This is a genomic window from Roseibium algicola, assembly GCF_001999245.1.
In the GTDB taxonomy this organism is placed as follows: Bacteria; Pseudomonadota; Alphaproteobacteria; order Rhizobiales; family Stappiaceae; genus Roseibium; species Roseibium algicola.
Genome location: NZ_CP019630.1, coordinates 5,619,406 through 5,640,486 on the forward strand (window position 1 = coordinate 5,619,406; position 21,081 = coordinate 5,640,486).

Below are 21,081 nucleotides of genomic sequence, written 5' to 3' on the forward strand. Positions count from 1 at the left end.
CCTTCGAGAGACGGCAGGGCATTCGGTATCAGGAACCCCTGTTCTGCCACGAAGGCGGAGCGCTGCGCAACAAATAGAACATTCTGTGAACTGGGCGCTGACAAGCTCGTTCTCTGGCGCTATATAACCGACACGAAATCACTCGTCCGGCCGATATCGGCGAAAACAATACTGCCTTTGCCTTAAAGCCGGTCAGCTTCTCACAGGTTTGTCTCTCATGTCCGAAATGTCCGGCGCACACGTCGATACCAATGGTGGCGAACGGGATTCCCGGCGCAAGAAAATACTGTTTCGGTGCTGGCATCGAGGCATGAAGGAAATGGATCTGCTGTTGGGTGGATTTGCGGATGCCAAGATCGACAGCCTTACGGAAGAAGAACTCCTCGAACTCGAGCACCTGCTGACAGCGCATGACCAGGATCTGTACGCCTGGATGACAGGTCGCAAGCCCTTGCCGCAGGAGTGGGACGGTCCGCTTTATCGCCGCATCATTGCCTATCATGAAGCCGCCGGTCCGGCCGGGTTCGGCAGATAACAACAAGGACGCCAGCTGTGTTTGACAGCCTGCTGAAGGATCAGGCCAACGTGACGCTTGCCGGCGTTCCGGATGGGGCCGAAAGCTACGCTCTTGCAAGGCTGCTCGCCGAAACCCGGGCGCAGGGTCTTGCCCTGGTATTTGTCGCTCGCGACGCCACGCGCATGGCCATGGTCAGCGAAGCACTTCAGTTCTTCGATCCCGAGGTCGAAATCCTGCAGTTGCCCGCCTGGGATTGCCTGCCATACGACCGCGTTTCGCCCAATTCTGCGATCAGTGCACGCCGCTTGCTCGCGCTCGGCCAACTTGCGCGTGGCATGACGGACGGCAAGAAAACCGTGCTGATGACAACGCTCAACGCGGCACTTCAGCGTGTACCCGAGCGCTCTTTCATGGCCGACCAGACCTTCTCCATGGCACCGGGTAACCGGGTCGACATGGGAGCGATCTCCACATGGCTGGAGATGAACGGTTTTTCGCGAACTCCGACCGTTCGTGAAACCGGTGAATATGCTGTTCGGGGCGGTATTGTCGACCTCTTCGCGCCTGGAGCGGAGGAGCCCGTGCGGCTCGATTTCTTCGGCGATACCCTTGAATCGATCCGCTCATTCAACGCGGAAACACAGAGAACCTCCAAACAGCTGAAACGCCTTGACCTGGTTCCGATGAGCGAGGTCGTATTGTCCGAGGAAGCCATCTCCCGCTTCCGTCGTTCCTATCTTGCCAATTTTGGCGCAGCCAGCCGAGAAGACGTGCTCTATCAGTCGATCAGTGACGGTCGCCGATACGCAGGCATGGAGCATTGGCTGCCACTGTTCCACGACCGACTGGAAAGTCTGTTCGATTACATCGGCGATACGCCTGTCGTTCTGGACACCAGCATGAGTGACGCAGTCCGCGAACGCGTTGACCAGGTCACGGAATACTACCGCGCACGTCAGGAAGCGCGCGAAATGGGGACAAGCGCCGGAACGGTGCCTTACATGCCGGTGGAACCGGCCAGTCTCTATGTCACCGAAGAGGAATGGCGTGCAGCTGTCGCCGACCGCGCAAGCGCCGCACTTGATCCCTTTACGCCGCCACCAGGCAGCGGCAAGACGATTGTCGAACTGGGTGGGCGTCAGGGCCGGAGTTTTGCTGCCGAAAGGGCAGCGGGCGACATCAACATTTTTGACGCGCTGACAACTCACGTGCGCCAACTGCAAAAGCAGGGCAAACGCACGGTGATTGCCTGCTGGTCGGAAGGTTCGCGCGACCGTCTCGGCCAGATCCTTGAAGACCATGGTCTTGGAGCGGTCAAGAAAGCGGACACGCTGAAGGACATCGAGGGACTTCCCGCCAAGACAACCGCGCTGTGTGTACTGGGCATCGAGCATGGCTTTGAGCTCAATGACGTCGTCTTCATCGGCGAACAGGACATTCTCGGCGACAGGCTGGTTCGCAAGTCGCGTCGCAAGTCCAAGGGCGCCAACGTCATTACCGAAGCGACGGGCCTTTCGGAAGGCGATCTCGTCGTTCACGTGGACCACGGTATCGGCAGGTTCATCGGTCTGAAAACGATTGAAGCTGTCGGCGCGCCGCATGACTGCCTGGAACTTCAATATGCCGGTGGCGACAAACTCTATCTTCCGGTCGAAAACATCGAGCTTCTGTCCCGCTATGGCTCGGAAGACCAGGAAGCCCAACTCGACAAGCTCGGTGGCGGTGCCTGGCAGGCACGCAAGGCCAAGCTCAAGAAGCGCATTCTGGAAATCGCCGACGGCCTGATCAAGACAGCAGCTCAACGCGCTCTCAAGACCGCGCCGGTGGTGGAAACACCGGAAGGCGTCTACGACGAGTTCGCGACGCGATTCCCCTACGAGGAAACAGACGATCAGCTTACGGCGATCGATGCGGTTTTCGACGATCTGTCTTCAGGGCGGCCGATGGATCGGCTGGTTTGCGGCGACGTTGGATTCGGCAAGACGGAAGTGGCACTTCGTGCAGCTTTCATTGCCGCCATGTCCGGGCGCCAGGTTGCGGTGGTGGTGCCGACGACCCTTTTGGCCCGTCAGCACTTCAAGACCTTCTCCGAGCGCTTTCATGGTCTGCCGATCAACGTCGCCCATGCATCCCGCCTGGTGCCCACCAAGCAACTGAGCCTGACCAAGAAAGGCATCACCGACGGATCAGTCGATATTGTCGTCGGCACCCATGCGTTGCTGGGCAAGTCCATCGAATTCCGGGATCTCGGCCTGCTTATCATCGACGAGGAGCAGCATTTCGGGGTCAAGCACAAGGAGCGGCTGAAGGAGCTGAAATCGGACGTTCACGTTTTGACGCTATCGGCGACACCGATCCCGCGGACCTTGCAGCTTGCGCTGACCGGGGTACGCGAACTGTCGCTGATCGCAACGCCGCCTGTGGACCGGCTGGCAGTGCGCACGTTCGTTTCGCCGTTCGATCCGTTGGTGGTTCGAGAAGCCCTTCTGCGCGAGCATTACAGAGGCGGGCAGAGCTTCTATGTCTGTCCGCGCCTTGCCGACATTGCAGAGCGCCTCGAGTTCCTTGAAAATCAGGTGCCTGAACTGAAAGTGGCGGTTGCCCACGGCCAGATGCCTCCGGGGGAACTGGAAGACGTCATGAACGCCTTCTATGAGGGCAAGTACAACGTCCTGCTGTCGACAACGATCGTGGAATCCGGGCTGGATATTCCGACCGCGAACACGTTGATCGTGCACCGGGCGGATATGTTCGGCCTTGCACAGCTCTACCAGCTGCGCGGCCGTGTCGGCCGGTCCAAGACCCGCGCCTACGCGCTCTTTACGGTTCCTGCCAACAAGACGTTGACGGCGACTGCCGAGCGCCGATTGAAAGTCCTTCAGTCTCTCGAAACGTTGGGTGCAGGCTTCCAGCTGGCCAGCCACGATCTCGACATTCGCGGGGCCGGGAACCTGCTTGGTGAGGAGCAGTCCGGGCATATCAAGGAAGTCGGATTTGAACTGTACCAGCAGATGCTGGAAGAGGCGGTTGCCCAGCTCAAGGATGGTGGCGCGGATTTTGGCGACGAGCAGTGGTCGCCGCAAATCAACATCGGCACGCCTGTGCTTATCCCGGAAAACTACGTCGCCGACCTGCAACTGCGTCTGCAGCTTTACCGCCGTTTGGGCGATGTCACCGAGGCGGAGGAAATCGATTCCTTCGGCGCGGAACTGATCGACCGCTTTGGACCGTTGCCGGAAGAAGTGCAGCATCTCCTCAAGATCGTCTTCATCAAGGGGCTTTGCCGCAAGGCCAATGTCGAGAAGGTCGATGCCGGGCCGAAAGGGATCGTCATCACGTTCCGCAATAGCGAATTCTCCAATCCGGCCGGTCTGGTTTCCTACATTGCCGAGCAGGGTGTCCTTGCGAAGATCCGACCGGATCAGAAGGTGGTCCTGACGCGCGATTGGGATAAAACCGACGCACGTTTGAAAGGGACCGCAACGGTGCTGACCAAGTTGGCGCGCCTGGCGGCCGCCTGAGGCAGAGTTCGCCGGCTCGCTCAGACGTGTGGAACGAGGGCGCGGACCCGAGCAGGGGCCAGCCCAAAATCGCACTGAAAGTGTGGTTATCCGGAGGGCCGAGGAGTTCGCGATGGACGAGCTGGTGGCCCCAAGCCAGAGTAACTTCCTGTTTTACAGAGTTTTTCTGTAACAACGCTTGAACCAATAGCAGAGGCCGCCGGGATACCTGATGTTGGCGGTTGACACCCGACAGACATCAGCCCGCATCCGTCCATCCATCGGCGCCCACCAGAGGTACGTAGGCGACAGCACCGAGATTGTCTGTTTTGAACTCGGTTTCGGAAAGCCTTTCGATCCGGATGAGATCTTGCTGCCGCTTTGACCTGCCAACCGGAATCACCAGTCGACCGCCTACCTTGAGTTGCTTTTTGAGAGAATCGGGGACAGCCGGCGCTCCCGCCGCAACTGCGATGGCATCGAAAGGGGCTTCCGCCGGACAGCCAAGTGTTCCGTCGGCGCAAATAACCTCGACGTTCCTGCAACCTGCCTGTTTCAGATTTTCCCTGGAAAGGCTGACCAGCTTCTGAAGTCGATCTATCGAAATGACTTTGTGAGCGAGGTTTCCAAGCACAGCAGCTGCGTAACCAGAACCTGCTCCGATCTCCAAAACCTTCGCGTTTTCGCTGATTTCAAGCAGTTCGCAAGTGAGAGCCACAACATAGGGCTGGGATATTGTCTGGCCATATCCGATGGACAATGGCCCATCCCAGTAGGCTCGGTTTACCCGGCTCTCCGGAACAAAGATATGGCGCGGCACACTGGCCATGGCGGCCAGAACCCGTTTGTCGCTAATGCCGCGCCTGTGCAGTTGCTGCTCAACCATTTCTGCGCGTGCGGTCGTCCACTGATCCATGGGCTGCTCTCGCCGGACACAAATTTACCGTGCATTTGATTGGCTGTCTCAAGACTCTATTAAACCTAAATCCGCATAGTGAGAGAACCAAGAGGCCAGTGTATCAGCGTTAAGGTCCAAAGAGTGCCCCGAGCAGCTACCCGTCAGCGAAAACAGTCATTTCTCCGTCGATTGATCACGCCTGCAATCGCCATTGCTGCGCTTGGTTATTTTGGCTTCCATGCGATGAGCGGGGAGCTCGGTATGGTTGGCCGAGCAATGATCGAGCGTCAGGTTTCCGAACTTGAAGGTGAATTGGCTGTTTTGACCGCCCAGCGTCAGGAGCTCGTCTCAAGGGTTAGTCTGCTTCGGCCGGAGAGCCTCGATCCTGATATGCTCGATGAGCGCGCAAGGCTCAATCTCAACCTGGTGCATCCTGACGAGCTGGTTGTTCTCAGGCCGGGCCACCGTTACAGCATGAACTGATTTTCAGTTGATTTTGCTGCATTAACAATAATCTGGTTAAATATAAAATTCTGCAGCATCAGCAATACCTTGATGCTGTTGTTGCAGTGCGAGATGCGTGGATTGGATTGACAGACCCAACCGGATAAGTTGCTCCTACCTATCTTAGGGGAAACGTCACGCCGAGATGAGGGTTATGGCCACAGCATCAAAGACCACTTCCGCTAGCTCCAAGAGCACCAGCCGGACACGCAGCTCCGCCAAGAAGGCGCAGCCTGCGATCGCCGAGTTCGATAAGGACGAAGAACTTCACGCTTACCGCGAAATGCTTCTGATCCGACGTTTTGAGGAAAAAGCCGGGCAACTGTACGGCATGGGCCTCATCGGCGGGTTTTGTCATTTGTATATCGGACAGGAAGCTGTCGTCGTCGGTATGCAGATGGCCAAGAAAGACGGCGATCAGATGATCACCGGTTACCGGGATCATGGCCACATGCTGGCAATGGATCTCGATCCGAAAGGCGTGATGGCGGAACTGACCGGTCGTCGCGGTGGCTTGTCGAAAGGCAAGGGCGGCTCCATGCACATGTTCTCCAAGGAGAAGCATTTCTATGGCGGCCATGGCATCGTCGGTGCACAGGTGTCGCTTGGCACCGGCCTCGGGTTCGCGAACAAATACCGTGAAAACGGCAACGTTGCGATGGCCTTCTTTGGCGACGGTGCGTCCAACCAGGGTCAGGTCTACGAGAGCTTCAACATGGCCGAGCTGTGGAAGCTTCCGGTCGTTTACGTGATCGAGAACAACAAGTACGGCATGGGCACCAGCGTTGCCCGCGCCTCCGCCACCACAGATCTTTCCCAGCGCGGTGCTTCCTTCGGAATTCCGGGCAAGCAGGTCGACGGTATGGATGTGCGCGCAGTCAAGGCAGCCTCCGCTGAAGCGCTGGAATGGTGCCGTGAAGGCAAGGGGCCGTTCATTCTTGAAATGATCACCTACCGCTACCGCGGCCACTCCATGTCGGATCCGGCGAAATATCGCTCCAAGGACGAAGTCCAGAAGATGCGGACCGAACATGATCCGATCGAACAGGTGCGTGCACGCCTGATGGACAAGGGCTGGGCTTCCGAAGACGACCTCAAGGCAATCGACAAGGATGTGCGGGCCAGGGTCGCGGAAGCTGCCGAATTTGCACAGACGGATCCGGAACCGGATGTGTCTGAACTCTACACCGACATTCTGCTCTAAGGCCGGGGGACAACATGCCGATTGACATTTTGATGCCGGCGCTTTCGCCGACTATGGAAGAGGGCAAGCTCGCCAAGTGGCTGAAGGCCGAGGGCGACACCATCTCTGCAGGCGATGTGATCGCCGAAATCGAGACCGACAAGGCCACCATGGAAGTGGAAGCGGTTGATGAAGGCACGCTTGGAAAAATCCTGGTTGCCGAAGGAACCGACAACGTCAAGGTGAACGCCAAGATTGCGGTTCTGCTGGCCGAGGGCGAAGACGCCAGTGCCATCGCCGCCTCAGCTTCCGCGCCAGCCGCCGCTGCGGCCCCTGAAGCCCCTGCGGCTGCAGAAGCCTCCTGCCCACCGGCAGTCGCCTCCGCTCCGACGCCTGCTGCTCCTGCGCCTGAAACTGCTGACGATCCGGAAATTCCGGCCGGCACGGCAATGAAGTCCTCCACCGTTCGCGAAGCTTTGCGGGATGCGATGGCAGAGGAAATGCGCCGTGATCCGGACGTCTTCATCATGGGTGAGGAAGTTGCGGAGTATCAGGGCGCCTACAAGATCACCCAGGGCCTGCTGGACGAGTTTTCCGCCAAGCGTGTCATCGATACGCCGATCACCGAGCACGGCTTTGCCGGTCTTGGCGTCGGGGCAGCGATGGCCGGTCTGAAGCCGATCGTCGAGTTCATGACATTCAACTTCGCCATGCAGGCGATTGACCAGATCATCAACTCCGCCGCCAAGACGTTGTACATGTCCGGCGGTCAGATGGGTGCCCCGATTGTCTTCCGTGGACCAAACGGTGCCGCGGCGCGAGTCGGTGCCCAGCATTCACAGGATTACGCTTCCTGGTACGCCCACGTGCCGGGCCTGAAGGTGGTCCAACCGTATTCGGCTGCTGATGCAAAAGGCCTTCTGAAGGCAGCAATTCGCGACCCGAACCCGGTCATCTTCCTGGAAAACGAAATCCTCTACGGTCATTCCTTCGAAGTCCCGGACATGGACGATTTCGTTCTGCCGATCGGCAAGGCGAAGGTGGAACGCGGCGGAACGGACGTGACGCTGGTTTCCTGGGGGATCGGCATGACCTACACCATCAAGGCGGCTGAAGAGCTGGCCGGAATGGGGATCTCGGCCGAGGTCATCAACCTGCGCACCATTCGTCCGCTGGATATCGACACCGTGCTGGCGTCCGTCCGCAAGACAGGTCGGATCGTGACGATCGAAGAAGCCTTCCCGATGTGCTCCGTTTCATCGGAAATCGCCTACCAGGTTCAGGAAAAGGCGTTCGACTATCTCGACGCACCGATCCTGCGCGTGACCGGCAAGGACGTTCCGATGCCTTACGCTGCAAACCTGGAAAAGCTGGCTCTGCCGAACGTTGGTGAAGTCATCGATGCGGTCAAAGCCGTAACCTACACCGCCTGAGGCCAGGGAGACGGACATGCCAATCAATATTACCATGCCGGCCCTTTCTCCGACCATGGAGGAGGGCAACCTGGCCAAATGGCTGGTCAAGGAAGGCGATCAGGTTTCGGCCGGTGATGTAATCGCCGAGATTGAAACCGACAAGGCGACCATGGAAGTGGAAGCGGTTGACGAGGGCACGGTCGGCAAGATTGTCGTGCCTGCGGGAACCTCAGGTGTGAAGGTCAACGAACTGATCGCCGTACTTCTGGAAGACGGTGAAGATGCCAGTTCCATCGACACCTCCGGTGGATCGGCGGCACCTGCTTCTTCATCGGGAGGCGACAAGGCTCCGGCTGTGCCGGAAAGCTCGCCGGCGATTGAGGTTGGAGCAAAGGCGGCAACGGATCCGGTTCCGGCTCCCAAAGCCGCTGACGGAAACCGCATCTTTTCGTCCCCGCTGGCTCGCCGTCTGGCTCAGCTCAACGGTCTTGACCTGAAAGCACTTTCCGGTTCGGGTCCGCATGGCCGCATCGTCAAGCGCGACATCGAGGCAGCTCTTGCTGCAGGTACAGGCAAGGCAGCGCCCGCTGCTGCTGCTGCTGCTGCGGAAGCACCGAAGGCTGCCGCAGCACCGGCCATGGCAACTGGCCCGTCCGCGGATCAGGTTCTGAAACTGTTCGACAAGGACAGCTACGAACTCGTGCCGCATGACGGCATGCGCAAGACCATTGCCAAGCGTCTCACCGAGTCGAAGCAGACCATTCCGCACTTCTATGTGTCCGTGGACTGTGAACTCGACGCTCTTCTGGCTCTTCGGGCACAGCTTAATGATGCTGCCGCCAAGGACAAGGAAGGCAAGCCGGCCTACAAGCTTTCGGTCAACGATATGACCATCAAGGCTCTGGCTCTGGCCCTGCGCGATGTCCCTGATGCGAACGTCTCGTGGACCGACGATAACATGGTCATGCACAAGCATGCCGACGTCGGTGTCGCCGTTTCCATCCCGGGTGGCCTGATCACGCCGATCATCCGCCGGGCGGAAGAAAAGCCTCTTTCCGTCATTTCCAACGAGATGAAGGATTACGGTAAGCGCGCAAAAGAACGGAAGCTGAAGCCAGAAGAGTACCAGGGTGGTACCACCGCGGTCTCCAACATGGGCATGATGGGCGTGAAGAACTTCTCGGCCGTCGTCAACCCGCCGCATGCGACCATTCTGGCTGTCGGCGCCGGCGAAAAACGCCCTGTCGTCAAGAACGGCGAACTGGCTGTTGCCACGGTGATGAGCGTGACGCTTTCGACCGACCACCGCTGCGTGGACGGTGCGCTTGGCGCCGAGCTTCTTGCCGCCTTCAAGGGCTACATCGAAAACCCGATGAGCATGCTTGTTTAAGCCTCATCTCCGGCGCGGCGGCAACGCCGCGCCGTTTTCAATCGATGACTTCATTCGCCGGGGAAATACACCATGGCTGATACCAATTACGACGTGATCATTATCGGTTCAGGGCCGGGTGGTTACGTGACCGCTATTCGTTCTGCCCAGCTGGGCTTCAAGACTGCGATCGTTGAACGCGAACACCTTGGCGGCATTTGCCTCAACTGGGGTTGCATTCCGACGAAGGCGCTGCTGCGTTCTGCAGAGATCCTGGACCACGCAAACCATGCCAAGAGTTTCGGGTTGACGCTGGAAGGCTCCATGAAGGCGGACGTCAAGGATGTCGTTGCGCGCTCGCGCGGCGTTTCCGCCCGACTGAACGGTGGCGTCGGTTTCCTCATGAAGAAGAACAAGATCGACGTGATCTGGGGTGAGGCCAAGCTCACCAAACCGGGCGAAGTCAAGGTCGGAAAATCTTCCAAGCCTGTTGTCGAGCCGCAAAATCCGGTTCCGAAAGGCGTGAAGGGTGAAGGCACCTACACCGCCAAACATATCATCGTGGCAACTGGTGCGCGTCCGCGTGCTTTGCCTGGCATTGAACCGGACGGAAAGCTTATCTGGACTTATTTCGAGGCCATGAAACCGGCCAAGATGCCTAAGTCGCTGGTGGTCATGGGGTCGGGTGCGATCGGGATCGAATTCGCGTCTTTCTATCGATCCATGGGCGTCGACGTAACGGTTGTCGAGCTGATGGCCAACGTGATGCCGGTCGAGGACGAGGAAATCTCGAAATTCGCGCGCAAGGCTCTGGAGAAGCGTGGCCTGAAGATCATAACCGAAGCAAAGGTGACCAAGGTCGACAAGGCGGGAGATTCGATTACTGCCCACGTGGAGACCAAGGATGGCAAGGTCAGCCAGATTAAGGCTGATCACCTGATTTCCGCTGTCGGCGTTCAGGGCAACATCGAGAATATCGGTCTGGAAGCGCTCGGCGTGAAAACCGACCGAGGCTGTGTGGTCATTGATGAGTATGGGCGCACCAATGTGCCCGGCCTCTATGCCATTGGCGATGTCGCCGGTCCGCCAATGCTTGCCCACAAGGCTGAGCATGAAGGCGTGATTTGCATCGAGAAGATTGCAGGTGTGCCTGGTGTTCACGGGATGGATCATCGCAAGATTCCGGGTTGCACCTACTGCAACCCGCAGGTTGCCTCTGTTGGGTTGACCGAAGCAAAGGCGAAGGAACAGGGCCGCGACATCCGCGTTGGCCGGTACATGTTCAACGCCAACGGCAAGGCCATCGCGCTTGGCGAAGACAACGGCATGATCAAGGTTATCTTTGACAAGAAGTCCGGCGAGCTTCTCGGTGCGCATATGTGCGGCGCAGAAGTGACCGAACTCATCCAGGGCTTTGTCGTCGCGATGAACCTCGAGACTACCGAAGAAGAGCTGATGCACACGATCTTCCCGCATCCGACCTTGTCGGAAATGATGAAGGAAGCCGTGCTGGATGCCTACGGCAAGGTGCTCAACGCCTGATCCCTTTTGGCCTCGGGGCAAAACTGCACCGAGGCCGCTTTCCATTTGCCGTACTCTGGATCTGCAAGCAGTGAAAGAAATGCGCAGGCCTGAAGGTTGATCAGGACATCAACGCTGGACGCTTTTTCTGAAACGGGTAACGTGAAACCGTCTGAGAAAAGGCTGAAAGGAGCCGTCAGTCATGGATGTAAAAGCAATTTTGATCTGGGTTGCAATCGGCATTATAGCCGGTTGGCTTGCAAGCGTCGTCGTTGGCGGCGGTGGTCTGATCCGTTACCTCGTCAGCGGTCTCATTGGCGCGTTTGTTGGTGGTTTCCTGTTCAAGCTCGCAGGTATCAACGTCAATCTGGGCAATGCCTACGTCAATGAAATTGTCGTGGCGGCCGTTGGAGCAATTGTCGTTGTGCTGCTTGCGCGACTGATCGCCTGACGAATTGAAATTTCTGGAAATAGGAGTCCGCGATGGGGTGGATTATCACAATCATCATCGGCCTCATTGCGGGCGCCGTTGCTCACCGGGTGCTGAACAGTCGCGGAGGTTTTCTTGGCAGCCTCGTTGTCGGCCTTGTCGGGGCACTGGTTGGCGGTGAACTCGCATCGCTGCTCAACCTGCATGTGACAGGTGGTATTCTCGATCGTCTGATTATCGCGGTTCTGGGCTCTATCCTGTTCCTGTTCATCTGGAAGAAAATGTTCAAGTGAGCACAAATCCGGACGAATTCGAGAGCCTGGAGGCTTTTGTTCTCAGGACAGGCGACAAGCTTCGTTATGGTGATACGGACCGGCAGGGACACGTCAACAATGCCGTGTTCGCCACTTTTCTGGAAACCGGCCGTGTTGAATTGCTCTACAATGAAGCGCTGGCTGACCTAGGCGCAGCTTTTGTGATCGCGCGGCTGGAGCTGGATTTCCTGGCGGAAGTCAACTGGCCGGGCGAAGTGGAGATCGGCACAGCCGTGCTTGACGTTGGTCGCAGTTCGTTCAAGCTGTTCCAGAAGGTTTTTCAGGATGGAAAGCCGGTTGCGCGGGCGATGACCGTCATCGTCCAGATGAGCGAGAGCACGCGAAAGTCTCAACCGCTGTCGGAACGTGCACGCGAGCGGCTTCAGGAACTGACCGGTCCTGCGTTAAGCACATAGCTGGCTCAACCCTAATCCGTCTTGACCTTTCACCGGAATAACGACACTTAAGGCCCATGGTTACGATCGTCGACACGCTCAATCGCCCGCAGCAACAATCCGAAGCGCGCCCGCGCCACCCGGAAAAGGCTCACCGTCCGGACAATCCGATACAGCGCAAGCCGCACTGGATCCGCGTAAAGGCACCGACATCGCCGGTCTACCGCGAAACGCAGAATGTCGTGCGCGAGAACAATCTCGTTACGGTTTGCGAAGAGGCGGGATGCCCGAACATCGGTGAATGCTGGTCGAAGAAGCATGCTAGCTTCATGATCCTTGGTGATACCTGTACGCGTGCCTGCGCCTTCTGCAACGTGCGCACGGGCATGCCAGGGCCTGTCGACCCGAAGGAAGCCCAGGGTGTTGCGGATGCCGTTGCCGCAATGGGGCTCGAGCACGTGGTGATTACCTCCGTTGACCGGGACGATCTGGACGATGGCGGTGCACAGCATTTCGCAGATGTGATCAATGCCATTCGCAAGACCGCGCCATCGACCACGATCGAGGTTCTGACGCCTGATTTCCTGCGTAAGGACGGTGCTCTGGAGATTGTCGTGGCGGCGAAGCCAGATGTCTTCAATCACAACCTTGAGACAGTGCCGTCGAAATATCTGACCGTTCGGCCAGGAGCGCGTTATTTCCATTCGATCCGCCTTCTTCAGAAGGTCAAGGAGCTTGATCCGGAAATGTTCACCAAGTCCGGGATCATGGTCGGGTTGGGGGAAGTGCGCAACGAAGTGCTGCAGCTGATGGACGACCTCCGGGCCGCCGATGTCGATTTCCTGACCGTCGGCCAGTATCTGCAACCTTCCAAGAAGCACCATCCGGTCGTTTCCTTCGTGACGCCGGAAGAGTTCAAAGGCTACGAGCGTATTGCTTACGCCAAAGGTTTCCTGAAGGTGTCGGCAAGTCCGTTGACGAGGTCGTCTCACCACGCTGGTGAAGATTTCGCGGATCTTCGCGCCGCGCGCAAGGCAAAGCTCGGCCACTAACGCCAAAGCAACAGGACACTGGACACCGTATGCCCAGTTTTTCATCCGACCACAAAGTCAACCACAAGGCGGACGAGATGTTCCGCCTTGTTGCCGACGTAGAGCGGTATCCCGAATTCGTGCCGTTGTGCCAGGATCTTCACGTGCGCGGTCGCAAGGAGCTGGATGGTGGACGGACGGTACTGGTGGCCGACATGACGGTTGCCTACAAGCTGTTCAAGGAAACCTTCACCAGCCGCGTTGAACTGCGCCCGCAGGACAGAACGATCCTGGTTGAGTACCTGGACGGCCCGTTCAAGCACCTGGAAAACAAGTGGACTTTCGAGGATGCAGGCGAGGGCAGCTGCAACGTCGGTTTCTATATTTCCTACGAATTCCGCAGTCGGACGCTCGGCTCTCTCATGGGCGTGATGTTCGAAAAGGCCTTCCGAAAGTTTTCAAGCGCCTTCGAAGCTCGCGCGGACCAGGTTTACGGGACCTGATTAAACTGACTTTTGGGCCTACTTGAACTGCTTGAAGGCGTCGCGAATGATGCGGATACGGCTCGACTGCATGTCGAGGGGCTCTGCCTGGCGACGGATCTGTTCGATTTCCTTCTTCTTCAACCCGAGACTTTCGAGCGTTGCGAAGGATGTATAATCGGTACAGACGGGAGTGCGGCTGGAGCCGACATTCTCTTCGACCACGAGGTTTCTTCCGGCAGCAGCTTCTTCTTCCGTCCAGATAACGGTGTTCGAGGATACCCAGAAAGTGCGGTCGCAATATTGGGCCTGGTAGTAGCCCTCTTTCGGCTTTGTCAGAATTTCATGAAATCCGGTGAATGTACCGTTGGAATACTGGGACCTGATATAAAAGTCGCTCTGAGCGTGAGCTACGCCGGCAAAGGTAGTGCCAGCGGCCGTCAAAGCAGCGAAGAACGCGAGGGCGCGTTTCATGTCAGGGTCCTTTTTTCTGCGCGTTTATGTCACCTGTTCCTGTTGAAAGTCTAAGCTGACCAGCTTACCCGAGCCTTACCAGCCCGGTGCCGGCTTTTTTAGTTGCCGTGATATGACTTTGCAGCGTTGTCGCCGTCCGTTGTTTTGAACGCTTCGCGAATGACCGCGAAACGGTTTACCCGCTTTACCGACGACCCGTCATTTTGAACGACAAGTCTCGGATCATCCTGTACGCCGAGGTCTTCAAGCGTCACCTGTTCTTCAGGATGATCGCAAATCGGCCGCCAGCCCTTGCCCCGATTGAACTCCACCCGAACCTTGTAATCCTGCTGCACTTCAAGCTGCGTCCAGGCGACTGTCGCATAGCGTACAAAGTAGGATCTGCCACAATACTGAACTTCCACCAGCCCGTCCGCCATCCGGTCATAGATGCGGTGGGAGCCGCGGAACAGCTGATTGCCGTCGCGCGAAATTATGTAGGTGTCACCCGGTTTCGGCGTGTTGTTGCCGGCCTGCGCATTGGCGCACACAAGGGCGAGGGCACTTCCTGCAAGAAGCGCACGTTGGATTAACATATCCCGTTCCCTTTACCGCGAAATCATTTCGCGAGTTGGTTCCTGCTTACGGTGACCATACGGCAAGTGTTTGTAAAAGTGATTTCGTAAGGGAAACGAGTTTGATTAAAACTTTAAAAGCACTGATTTTGTTGACGAAATATCGAATAACTGTCCAGAAGCGACCGGCTTTTAGCGTGTGTGATACGTGCTGTGGCCTTCTTCGGCGCTATTGCTCTGGAACATTGCGCCGATCGCGGAAAGCCTGCTTTGTGGGGCCGAAGTCTCATCTGGAGCGGCCAGCAGATCGTGCGCACTCATTGTGACGCCGATGTCCTCAAGACTGACCTGTCGCTCGGGATTGCCGCAGATCGGACGCCAGCCACGGCCAAAATTGAATTCCACCTGAACTTTGTTGCCGCGTTCGGTTTCCACTTGCGTCCAGGCGACCGAATGGCTGCGTACAAAATAGCTACGCTGGCAATAAGAGACCTTTTTCAATCCGCGGGCGTTTTCCGTGAACAGCTTGTGACTGCCCACGAAGTGTCCGCTGCGATCGCGCGAAATCAGGTAAAAATCGCCAGGCTGAGGTATGGCACCTGCAAAAGCGGTGGAGCCTGCGCACAAAAATGCAGCCAGAATGGTCGCTGGTTTAATCATAAAGGTTCTGATCTTGAGTTACGTTGAGGTCAAGTTGTCTGGAATATACATATGACCAAGCGGAAGCCCAGCGCGAACTCCCATGAGCGTTAATGAGCATTTACTCAGGAAATTGCATTTAAAATCGATGTGAGGGCAGTTCTGACGGTGGCAAGCCGGATTGATTGCCGGCCGTTGTCTGCAAACCAGCAATGTAGATGATCCGTCGGGCGATCCTTTGCCGCAACGGCAATATGGACAGTGCCAACCGGCTTTTGAGGACTTCCACCACCGGGTCCAGCGATACCCGTTACAGAAACTGCTACATCCGCATTGGATCTGGCGAGTGCTCCTTCTGCCATGGCAATCGCGACTTCCTTGCTCACGGCCCCATGCTTTTCGATAAGGTCTTTCGGAACGCCCAGCATTTCGTTCTTTGCTTCATTGGAGTAGGTCACAAACCCCCGGTCCACGGCGGCCGAAGATCCCGCGATCTCCGTAAGTGCTCCGCAAATCAGGCCTCCGGTGCAGGATTCTGCCGTCGCTACCATTTTCTTGGCGGCAATGAGCCCGTCCAGCACAGCAATTGACAGAGGCGCAAGCTCTTCCAGGTTGTTAGGAGATGTCTCGGTCATGGATTTCTAGTCCTCGTCCTGAAAAGGAAGACGCACAGTCACACTGGCCAGGGCCGCGATACCTTCCTTGCGGCCTGTGAAACCGAGGCGCTCGGATGTCGTGGCCTTGACCGAGATCCTCGAAAAAGGCATGGCGCAAATCTTGGCAATCGAAGAGCGAATTGCCTCGCGGTGGGGGCCGATCTTCGGTTCCTCGCATACGATGGTGACGTCGACATGCGCCAGTCTTCCACCGCGTTCAGACAGGCGGCGCATGGCGTCCATTTGAAACTGGTCAGAAGAGGCACCTTTCCACTGCGGGTCGCTTGGAGGGAAATGCTGGCCGATATCGCCATCGCCAATGGCACCAAGCGTTGCGTCCGTAATAGCGTGCAGCACCACATCCGCGTCTGAGTGACCTTTCAGCTTGCTGGAGTGGGGAATGGCTACCCCGCCCAAAATGACGGCATCGCCATCTTCAAAGGCGTGGACGTCGTATCCGATCCCGGTTCTGACATCGGCAAGTTCTGAAAGCGGCAACGGGGAGGCGGGGGTAGTCGACATCAGTTGTAACTCGGCCTGTTGTTCTGCACGACGGAGGTCGGCGGCAGTTGTGATCTTGAATGCAGCGGGGTCGCCCTCCGTCAGGACAATGGTCATCCCGTCCCATTCCGCAAGGCCGGTGTCGTCAGTAAAATCGAGTTTTCCCGCAGCTACCGCCTTTTCGTGCGCCTTGAGTATACGCTGCAAGGGAAAGGCCTGTGGCGTCTGCGCTGCCCAGAGCCCGGCTCTGTCAACGGTTTCCAGCGAACGACCCGATTGATCTGCTCTTTTTAACGTGTCAGCCACGGGCAGCGCGGCGAGAACGCCTTCGTTCCCTGCCTGCAGTTGCTCAAGCAATCTGTCTATTACGGCAGATGGGAGGAACGGCCGTGCAGCGTCGTGGATCAAAACGTAATCAAATCCTTCGAGGGCGAGGGCCTTCAATCCTGCCAGGACCGATTGCTGCCTGGTTGCGCCACCGTAGACTGCCGGTCCGATCTTGGACGCTGTTTCAGTGGAGGCCGCTCTTGCTGCTTCAGAGTAATGGTTCACGTCGTCAGGGTGAATGACGGTTACGAGGCGGTTGATCCGGGGGTGATTCCCGAGAGCATCCAGTGTATGGCTCAGCACAGGACGGCCAGCCAACGGCCTGTATTGCTTGGGTAACGCATTGTCGGAGCCCGCAAGACGGGTGCCACGCCCTGCGGCAACGACTAGGGCGGCAGCGGTTTTTGTCATTAACGGGCTCCTCGTGCTCTGCATCAAACCGTCAGCTTTGAACCGTCTTTATCTAGGAACCTGTTCGGACCGCAAATTTTGACTTGTTGCATTGCGAAATTTGTCTACAATATAGGCAATTATGAATCTGCACAGTCAATAAGCAGAAAAGAGACGCTGTGTCGCCGTCTATGAAAACACTCACGATTGGCCGGTATCAACTCGCAAACCCGGCCGTGCTCGCGCCGATGTCCGGCGTGACCGATCTCCCTTTCCGCCGGCTGGCTGCCAGATACGGCGCCGGCATGGTCGTCAGCGAAATGGTTGCGAGCGAATCCTTCGTCAAAGGCGACGCCGAAACGCAAATGCGTGCGGAGGCTCAGGACAAGGGTCTTCATGTCGTTCAGCTTGCAGGGCGTGAAGCTCGCTGGATGGGGGAGGCCGCCAAGGTTATCTCTGGTCTTGGTGCCGATGTAATCGATATCAACATGGGCTGTCCCGCAAAAAAGGTGACATCCGGATACTCCGGTTCCGCACTGATGCGGGATCTCGACCATGCCCTGACGCTGGTTGATGCGACAGTGGCAGCGGTCGATGTGCCCGTCACTTTGAAGATGCGCCTTGGTTGGGATGACAAGAACCTGAATGCACCGGAACTGGCCCGCCGTGCGGAAGCGGCCGGGGTGCAACTCATCACCGTTCACGGGCGCACTCGATGCCAGTTCTACAAGGGCAAGGCCGACTGGCGTGCGATAGCAGCTGTCAAGGACGCTATTTCGGTTCCCCTGATCGCCAATGGGGATTGCAAGAGTGCTGAAGATGCCTTGCGTATGCTTGAGCTTTCCGGCGCTGACGGCGTGATGATTGGCAGGGGCGCATATGGCCGTCCCTGGTTGCCGGGCCACATCGGACATTTTCTGGCAAGTGGCGAACAGCTCGACGCACCAACGGGAACGGAGCTGGCGGAGCTTGTGGCGGAGCACTACGAGGCCATCCTCAGCCACTACGGGGAGCGGCAGGGTGTTCGCATCGCGCGCAAGCATCTCGGTTGGTACCTGGACGAGACAGCGTCTGCTGGCGCGGCTGACATCCCTGGATCTGTCCGCAAGACCCTTATGACTTCCAATCAGCCGTCGGAGGTTATCCGCCTCGCAAGCGACTGGCTTTCTTCCTCGAACAAACGGACAGCAGCTTGAAGGACATCATGTCTCAGACAGGCCGTACGGCCGCGCTTGCCAGTGACGGGCCAACTATACTGGATGCCTTGCCACACCCGGTGCTTCTGGTGGCGCCGGACGGCGTGATCGAGTCTGCCAACATGGCCGCGGAAATTTTCATGCGGTCCAGTGTATCGGTGCTCCGTCGCCATCCAATCAGCGACTTTGTTCCTTTCGGGAGCCCCTTGCTGACCCTGATCGAGCAGGTGCGCGAACGCAGCGCGCCGGTCAACGAATACAAGGTCGACATCGGTTCTCCGCGTATCGGAGCTCCGAAGGTGGTCGATATCAACGCTGCGCCGGTATCGGAGCGGCCGGGGGCTGTGGTGTTGATGTTCCAGGAACGCACCATGGCGGAAAAGATCGACCGGCAGCTGACGTCCCGTGGAGCCGCCCGCACCGTGACGGGACTTGCCGCCATGTTGGCGCATGAGATCAAGAATCCGCTGTCAGGAATTCGCGGAGCCGCCCAGCTTATAGAGCAGTCGGTGCCAGCCGAAGACCGGGCGCTGACACGTCTGATCATGGATGAGACCGACAGGATCGTGAAGCTGGTCGACCGGATGGAAGTATTTTCGGACGAACGACCGATCGAAAGAGAGCCCGTCAATATTCACGTGGTTCTGGACCACGTGAAGCGCTTGTCGGATTCCGGCTTTGCCCGCGGCAAGCGGATTGTGGAGATTTATGATCCGTCGTTGCCTCCGGTTTATGCCAACAAGGATCAGCTGATTCAGGTTTTCCTGAACCTGATCAAGAATGCCAGCGAAGCGATTGGCGATGATCCCGATGGTGAAATTCGCGTTTCGACGGCGTTTCGGCCCGGTGTGAGGCTGTCTGTTCCCGGTACTGACGAAAAGGTCAGCCTGCCGCTGGAGTTCTGTGTTCAGGACAATGGACCGGGCGTTCCGGAAGACCTTCTTCCGCATCTGTTTGAGCCGTTTATCACGACAAAGACCAATGGCTCAGGTCTTGGTCTGGCACTCGTTGCCAAGATCATTGGTGACCACGGCGGTGTCATCGAATGTGACAGCCAACGCCAGAAGACAGTTTTCCGCATTCTGATGCCCGCGTTCACGGGTGACAGCACAGCTTCGTCCGACCGGACCAGCAGAGGAACCGAGTAACCATGCCGACGGGCACGATTTTAGTTGCAGACGACGACGCAGCCATCCGCACCGTTCTCAACCAGGCCCTGTCCAGGGCAGGTTATACGGTGCGGCTGACTTCCAACGCCTCAACGCTCTGGAGATGGGTCTCATCCGGCGATGGCGATCTTGTGATCACCGACGTGGTCATGCCGGACGAAAATATCTTCGACGTGCTGCCACGCATGAAAAAGATGCGGCCGGAGTTGCCGGTTCTGGTCATGAGCGCACAGAACACCTTCATGACGGCCATCAAGGCCTCGGAGAAGGGGGCGTATGAATATCTGCCCAAGCCGTTCGACCTGAAGGAGCTGACCAGTATTGTTCAGCGCGCACTGGAAGAGCCGAAGAAGCGGCCGGCTGTCGATCTTGATGATGCGGGCGAGGGCATGCCTCTTGTGGGGCGGTCTCCCGCCATGCAGGAGATCTACCGGGTTCTTGCACGGTTGATGCAGACCGACCTGACGGTGATGATCAACGGCGAATCCGGTACCGGCAAGGAACTTGTCGCAAGGGCGCTTCATGATTACGGCAAGCGGCGTAACGGACCGTTTGTTGCCATCAACATGGCGGCCATTCCACGAGACCTCATCGAAGCCGAGTTGTTCGGTCACGAAAAGGGCGCCTTTACCGGAGCACAGAACCGCAGCTCCGGCCGGTTTGAACAGGCAGATGGCGGTACATTGTTTCTCGACGAAATCGGCGACATGCCGATGGAAGCTCAAACCAGGTTGCTGCGCGTCTTGCAGCAGGGCGAATACACGACCGTCGGTGGTCGCACCCCCATCAAGACGGACGTCAGGATCATTGCAGCCACCAACAAGGACCTGCGGCACCTGATCAACCAGGGCCTATTCCGCGAAGACCTCTATTTCCGGCTGAATGTGGTTCCAATCCGCCTGCCGCCGCTGCGCGAGCGCGTCGAGGACATTCCGGATCTGGTGAGGCACTTCTTTACGCTCGTTGAAAAAGAGGGGCTGCCGGCAAAGCAGATCGACCAGGGAGCGCTCAATCTTCTGCGCCGGTATCGCTGGCCTGGAAACGTGCGCGAACTGGAGAACCTCGTTCGTCGTTTGGCTGCGCTGTATCCGCAGGACGTGATCAGCGAAAACCTGCTGGAGCAGGAGTTGAGTCAGCCTTCGGTCTCGCCGATGGAAGAGGAATCCCAGGAGACTGTCAATCTCGGTGGGTCGGTCGAGCGTTATCTTTCTGGCTATTTCGACACGTTCGGCGATGCCTTGCCGCCTCCCGGCCTCTATCACCGCATCCTGAGGGAAGTGGAGTACCCTCTGATCAGCGCAGCATTGGCGGCGACGCGTGGTAACCAGATCAAGGCGGCAGAGCTTCTCGGTGTCAACCGGAACACACTGCGCAAGAAGATCCGGGATCTCGACATCCAGGTGATGCGGTCCACCCGATAGTCTTTTTCAGGACAGGGCGGCAAATTGATGCGGTCAGGCCGAAAGGTCTGGCCGCGTTTTTGTTCCAGGTGCAGGTTGTCGTGACGAGTGGTCTTGTGATTCACGGGGTGGGAAACCACGAGGAGATATTTTCGCCCTCAATATCAGCCTGGTTTCATTGGGTCATCTGAAGGAAAATTCCAATTACAGAAGAGG

At 57.6% G+C, this 21,081-nt stretch carries 21 protein-coding genes; 15 read left to right on the forward strand and 6 right to left on the reverse strand.

The features are described from left to right. Positions 1 to 217: 217 nt before the first annotated feature. Both B0E33_RS26085 and mfd read left to right on the forward strand, forming a co-directional pair. Entirely contained in the window at positions 218 to 535 is a 318-nt protein-coding gene (locus B0E33_RS26085) for an FAD assembly factor SdhE (protein WP_077292816.1), read from the forward strand. A 17-nt stretch (positions 536 to 552) separates the two neighbouring features. Then, entirely contained in the window at positions 553 to 4,038 is a 3,486-nt protein-coding gene (gene mfd, locus B0E33_RS26090) for a transcription-repair coupling factor (protein WP_077292817.1), read from the forward strand. Between the two features lie 238 nt (positions 4,039 to 4,276). On the opposite strand, the gene B0E33_RS26095 is transcribed toward mfd, so the two are convergent. Next, positions 4,277 to 4,933, reverse strand: coding sequence for a protein-L-isoaspartate(D-aspartate) O-methyltransferase (locus B0E33_RS26095; protein WP_077292818.1), 657 nt, complete (start codon positions 4,931 to 4,933; stop codon positions 4,277 to 4,279). Positions 4,934 to 5,176: 243 nt separating this feature from the next. Between B0E33_RS26095 and B0E33_RS26100 the strand changes: the two genes are divergently transcribed. From B0E33_RS26100 to B0E33_RS26145, 10 genes are all read left to right on the forward strand, one after another. Then, positions 5,177 to 5,398: an FtsB family cell division protein gene (locus B0E33_RS26100; protein ID WP_228866647.1), complete on the forward strand. Its 222-nt coding sequence runs from the start codon at positions 5,177 to 5,179 to the stop codon at positions 5,396 to 5,398. Between the two features lie 304 nt (positions 5,399 to 5,702). Continuing rightward, entirely contained in the window at positions 5,703 to 6,623 is a 921-nt protein-coding gene (gene pdhA, locus B0E33_RS26105; RefSeq protein ID WP_228866669.1) for a pyruvate dehydrogenase (acetyl-transferring) E1 component subunit alpha, read from the forward strand. 14 nt (positions 6,624 to 6,637) lie between these two features. After that, positions 6,638 to 8,035 (forward strand): pyruvate dehydrogenase complex E1 component subunit beta, encoded by a 1,398-nt coding sequence (locus B0E33_RS26110; protein WP_077292819.1) that lies wholly within the window; start codon positions 6,638 to 6,640, stop codon positions 8,033 to 8,035. Positions 8,036 to 8,051: 16 nt separating this feature from the next. After that, positions 8,052 to 9,407: a pyruvate dehydrogenase complex dihydrolipoamide acetyltransferase gene (locus tag B0E33_RS26115; protein ID WP_077292820.1), complete on the forward strand. Its 1,356-nt coding sequence runs from the start codon at positions 8,052 to 8,054 to the stop codon at positions 9,405 to 9,407. A gap of 72 nt (positions 9,408 to 9,479) precedes the next feature. Continuing rightward, positions 9,480 to 10,928 (forward strand): dihydrolipoyl dehydrogenase, encoded by a 1,449-nt coding sequence (gene lpdA, locus B0E33_RS26120; RefSeq protein WP_077292821.1) that lies wholly within the window; start codon positions 9,480 to 9,482, stop codon positions 10,926 to 10,928. 181 nt (positions 10,929 to 11,109) lie between these two features. Further along, on the forward strand, positions 11,110 to 11,358 hold the full coding sequence (locus tag B0E33_RS26125) for a GlsB/YeaQ/YmgE family stress response membrane protein (protein ID WP_022998572.1): 249 nt from the start codon (positions 11,110 to 11,112) through the stop codon (positions 11,356 to 11,358). 32 nt (positions 11,359 to 11,390) lie between these two features. Further along, positions 11,391 to 11,630, forward strand: a complete 240-nt coding sequence (locus B0E33_RS26130) for a GlsB/YeaQ/YmgE family stress response membrane protein (protein WP_022998573.1) — start codon at positions 11,391 to 11,393, stop codon at positions 11,628 to 11,630. Then, complete coding sequence (locus B0E33_RS26135) at positions 11,627 to 12,067, forward strand: acyl-CoA thioesterase (protein ID WP_077292822.1); 441 nt, start codon at positions 11,627 to 11,629, stop codon at positions 12,065 to 12,067. Before B0E33_RS26130 ends, B0E33_RS26135 begins: the two co-directional genes overlap by 4 nt. A gap of 56 nt (positions 12,068 to 12,123) precedes the next feature. Beyond that, positions 12,124 to 13,098: a lipoyl synthase gene (gene lipA, locus B0E33_RS26140; RefSeq protein WP_022998575.1), complete on the forward strand. Its 975-nt coding sequence runs from the start codon at positions 12,124 to 12,126 to the stop codon at positions 13,096 to 13,098. Positions 13,099 to 13,127: 29 nt separating this feature from the next. Further along, positions 13,128 to 13,580 (forward strand): type II toxin-antitoxin system RatA family toxin, encoded by a 453-nt coding sequence (locus B0E33_RS26145; protein WP_023014591.1) that lies wholly within the window; start codon positions 13,128 to 13,130, stop codon positions 13,578 to 13,580. Between the two features lie 18 nt (positions 13,581 to 13,598). Here B0E33_RS26145 and B0E33_RS26150 read toward each other — a convergent pair whose 3' ends face one another. From B0E33_RS26150 to B0E33_RS26170, 5 genes are all read right to left on the reverse strand, one after another. Continuing rightward, on the reverse strand, positions 13,599 to 14,033 hold the full coding sequence (locus tag B0E33_RS26150) for a hypothetical protein (RefSeq protein ID WP_022998577.1): 435 nt from the start codon (positions 14,031 to 14,033) through the stop codon (positions 13,599 to 13,601). A 98-nt stretch (positions 14,034 to 14,131) separates the two neighbouring features. Beyond that, positions 14,132 to 14,608 (reverse strand): hypothetical protein, encoded by a 477-nt coding sequence (locus B0E33_RS26155; RefSeq protein WP_077292823.1) that lies wholly within the window; start codon positions 14,606 to 14,608, stop codon positions 14,132 to 14,134. 171 nt (positions 14,609 to 14,779) lie between these two features. Continuing rightward, the gene (locus tag B0E33_RS26160; protein ID WP_075283177.1) at positions 14,780 to 15,247 is read right to left on the reverse strand and encodes a hypothetical protein; all 468 of its coding nucleotides are present in this window, start codon (positions 15,245 to 15,247) and stop codon (positions 14,780 to 14,782) included. A gap of 104 nt (positions 15,248 to 15,351) precedes the next feature. After that, positions 15,352 to 15,861, reverse strand: a complete 510-nt coding sequence (locus B0E33_RS26165; RefSeq protein WP_075283178.1) for a CinA family protein — start codon at positions 15,859 to 15,861, stop codon at positions 15,352 to 15,354. Positions 15,862 to 15,867: 6 nt separating this feature from the next. Beyond that, a complete protein-coding gene (locus tag B0E33_RS26170; protein WP_077293695.1) occupies positions 15,868 to 17,121 on the reverse strand; it encodes a bifunctional 2-C-methyl-D-erythritol 4-phosphate cytidylyltransferase/2-C-methyl-D-erythritol 2,4-cyclodiphosphate synthase in 1,254 nt (417 codons plus the stop codon). Positions 17,122 to 17,291: 170 nt separating this feature from the next. Here B0E33_RS26170 and dusB point away from each other — a divergent pair, with 170 nt between their 5' ends. Genes dusB through ntrC form a run of 3 tightly spaced genes read left to right on the forward strand, consistent with a single transcriptional unit; the run spans position 17,292 to position 20,886 of the window. Continuing rightward, on the forward strand, positions 17,292 to 18,296 hold the full coding sequence (dusB, locus tag B0E33_RS26175) for a tRNA dihydrouridine synthase DusB (protein WP_077292824.1): 1,005 nt from the start codon (positions 17,292 to 17,294) through the stop codon (positions 18,294 to 18,296). Between the two features lie 8 nt (positions 18,297 to 18,304). Beyond that, positions 18,305 to 19,444 (forward strand): two-component system sensor histidine kinase NtrB, encoded by a 1,140-nt coding sequence (locus B0E33_RS26180; protein WP_035909465.1) that lies wholly within the window; start codon positions 18,305 to 18,307, stop codon positions 19,442 to 19,444. 2 nt (positions 19,445 to 19,446) lie between these two features. Next, on the forward strand, positions 19,447 to 20,886 hold the full coding sequence (ntrC, locus tag B0E33_RS26185) for a nitrogen regulation protein NR(I) (RefSeq protein ID WP_022998584.1): 1,440 nt from the start codon (positions 19,447 to 19,449) through the stop codon (positions 20,884 to 20,886). Positions 20,887 to 21,081 lie beyond the last annotated feature (195 nt).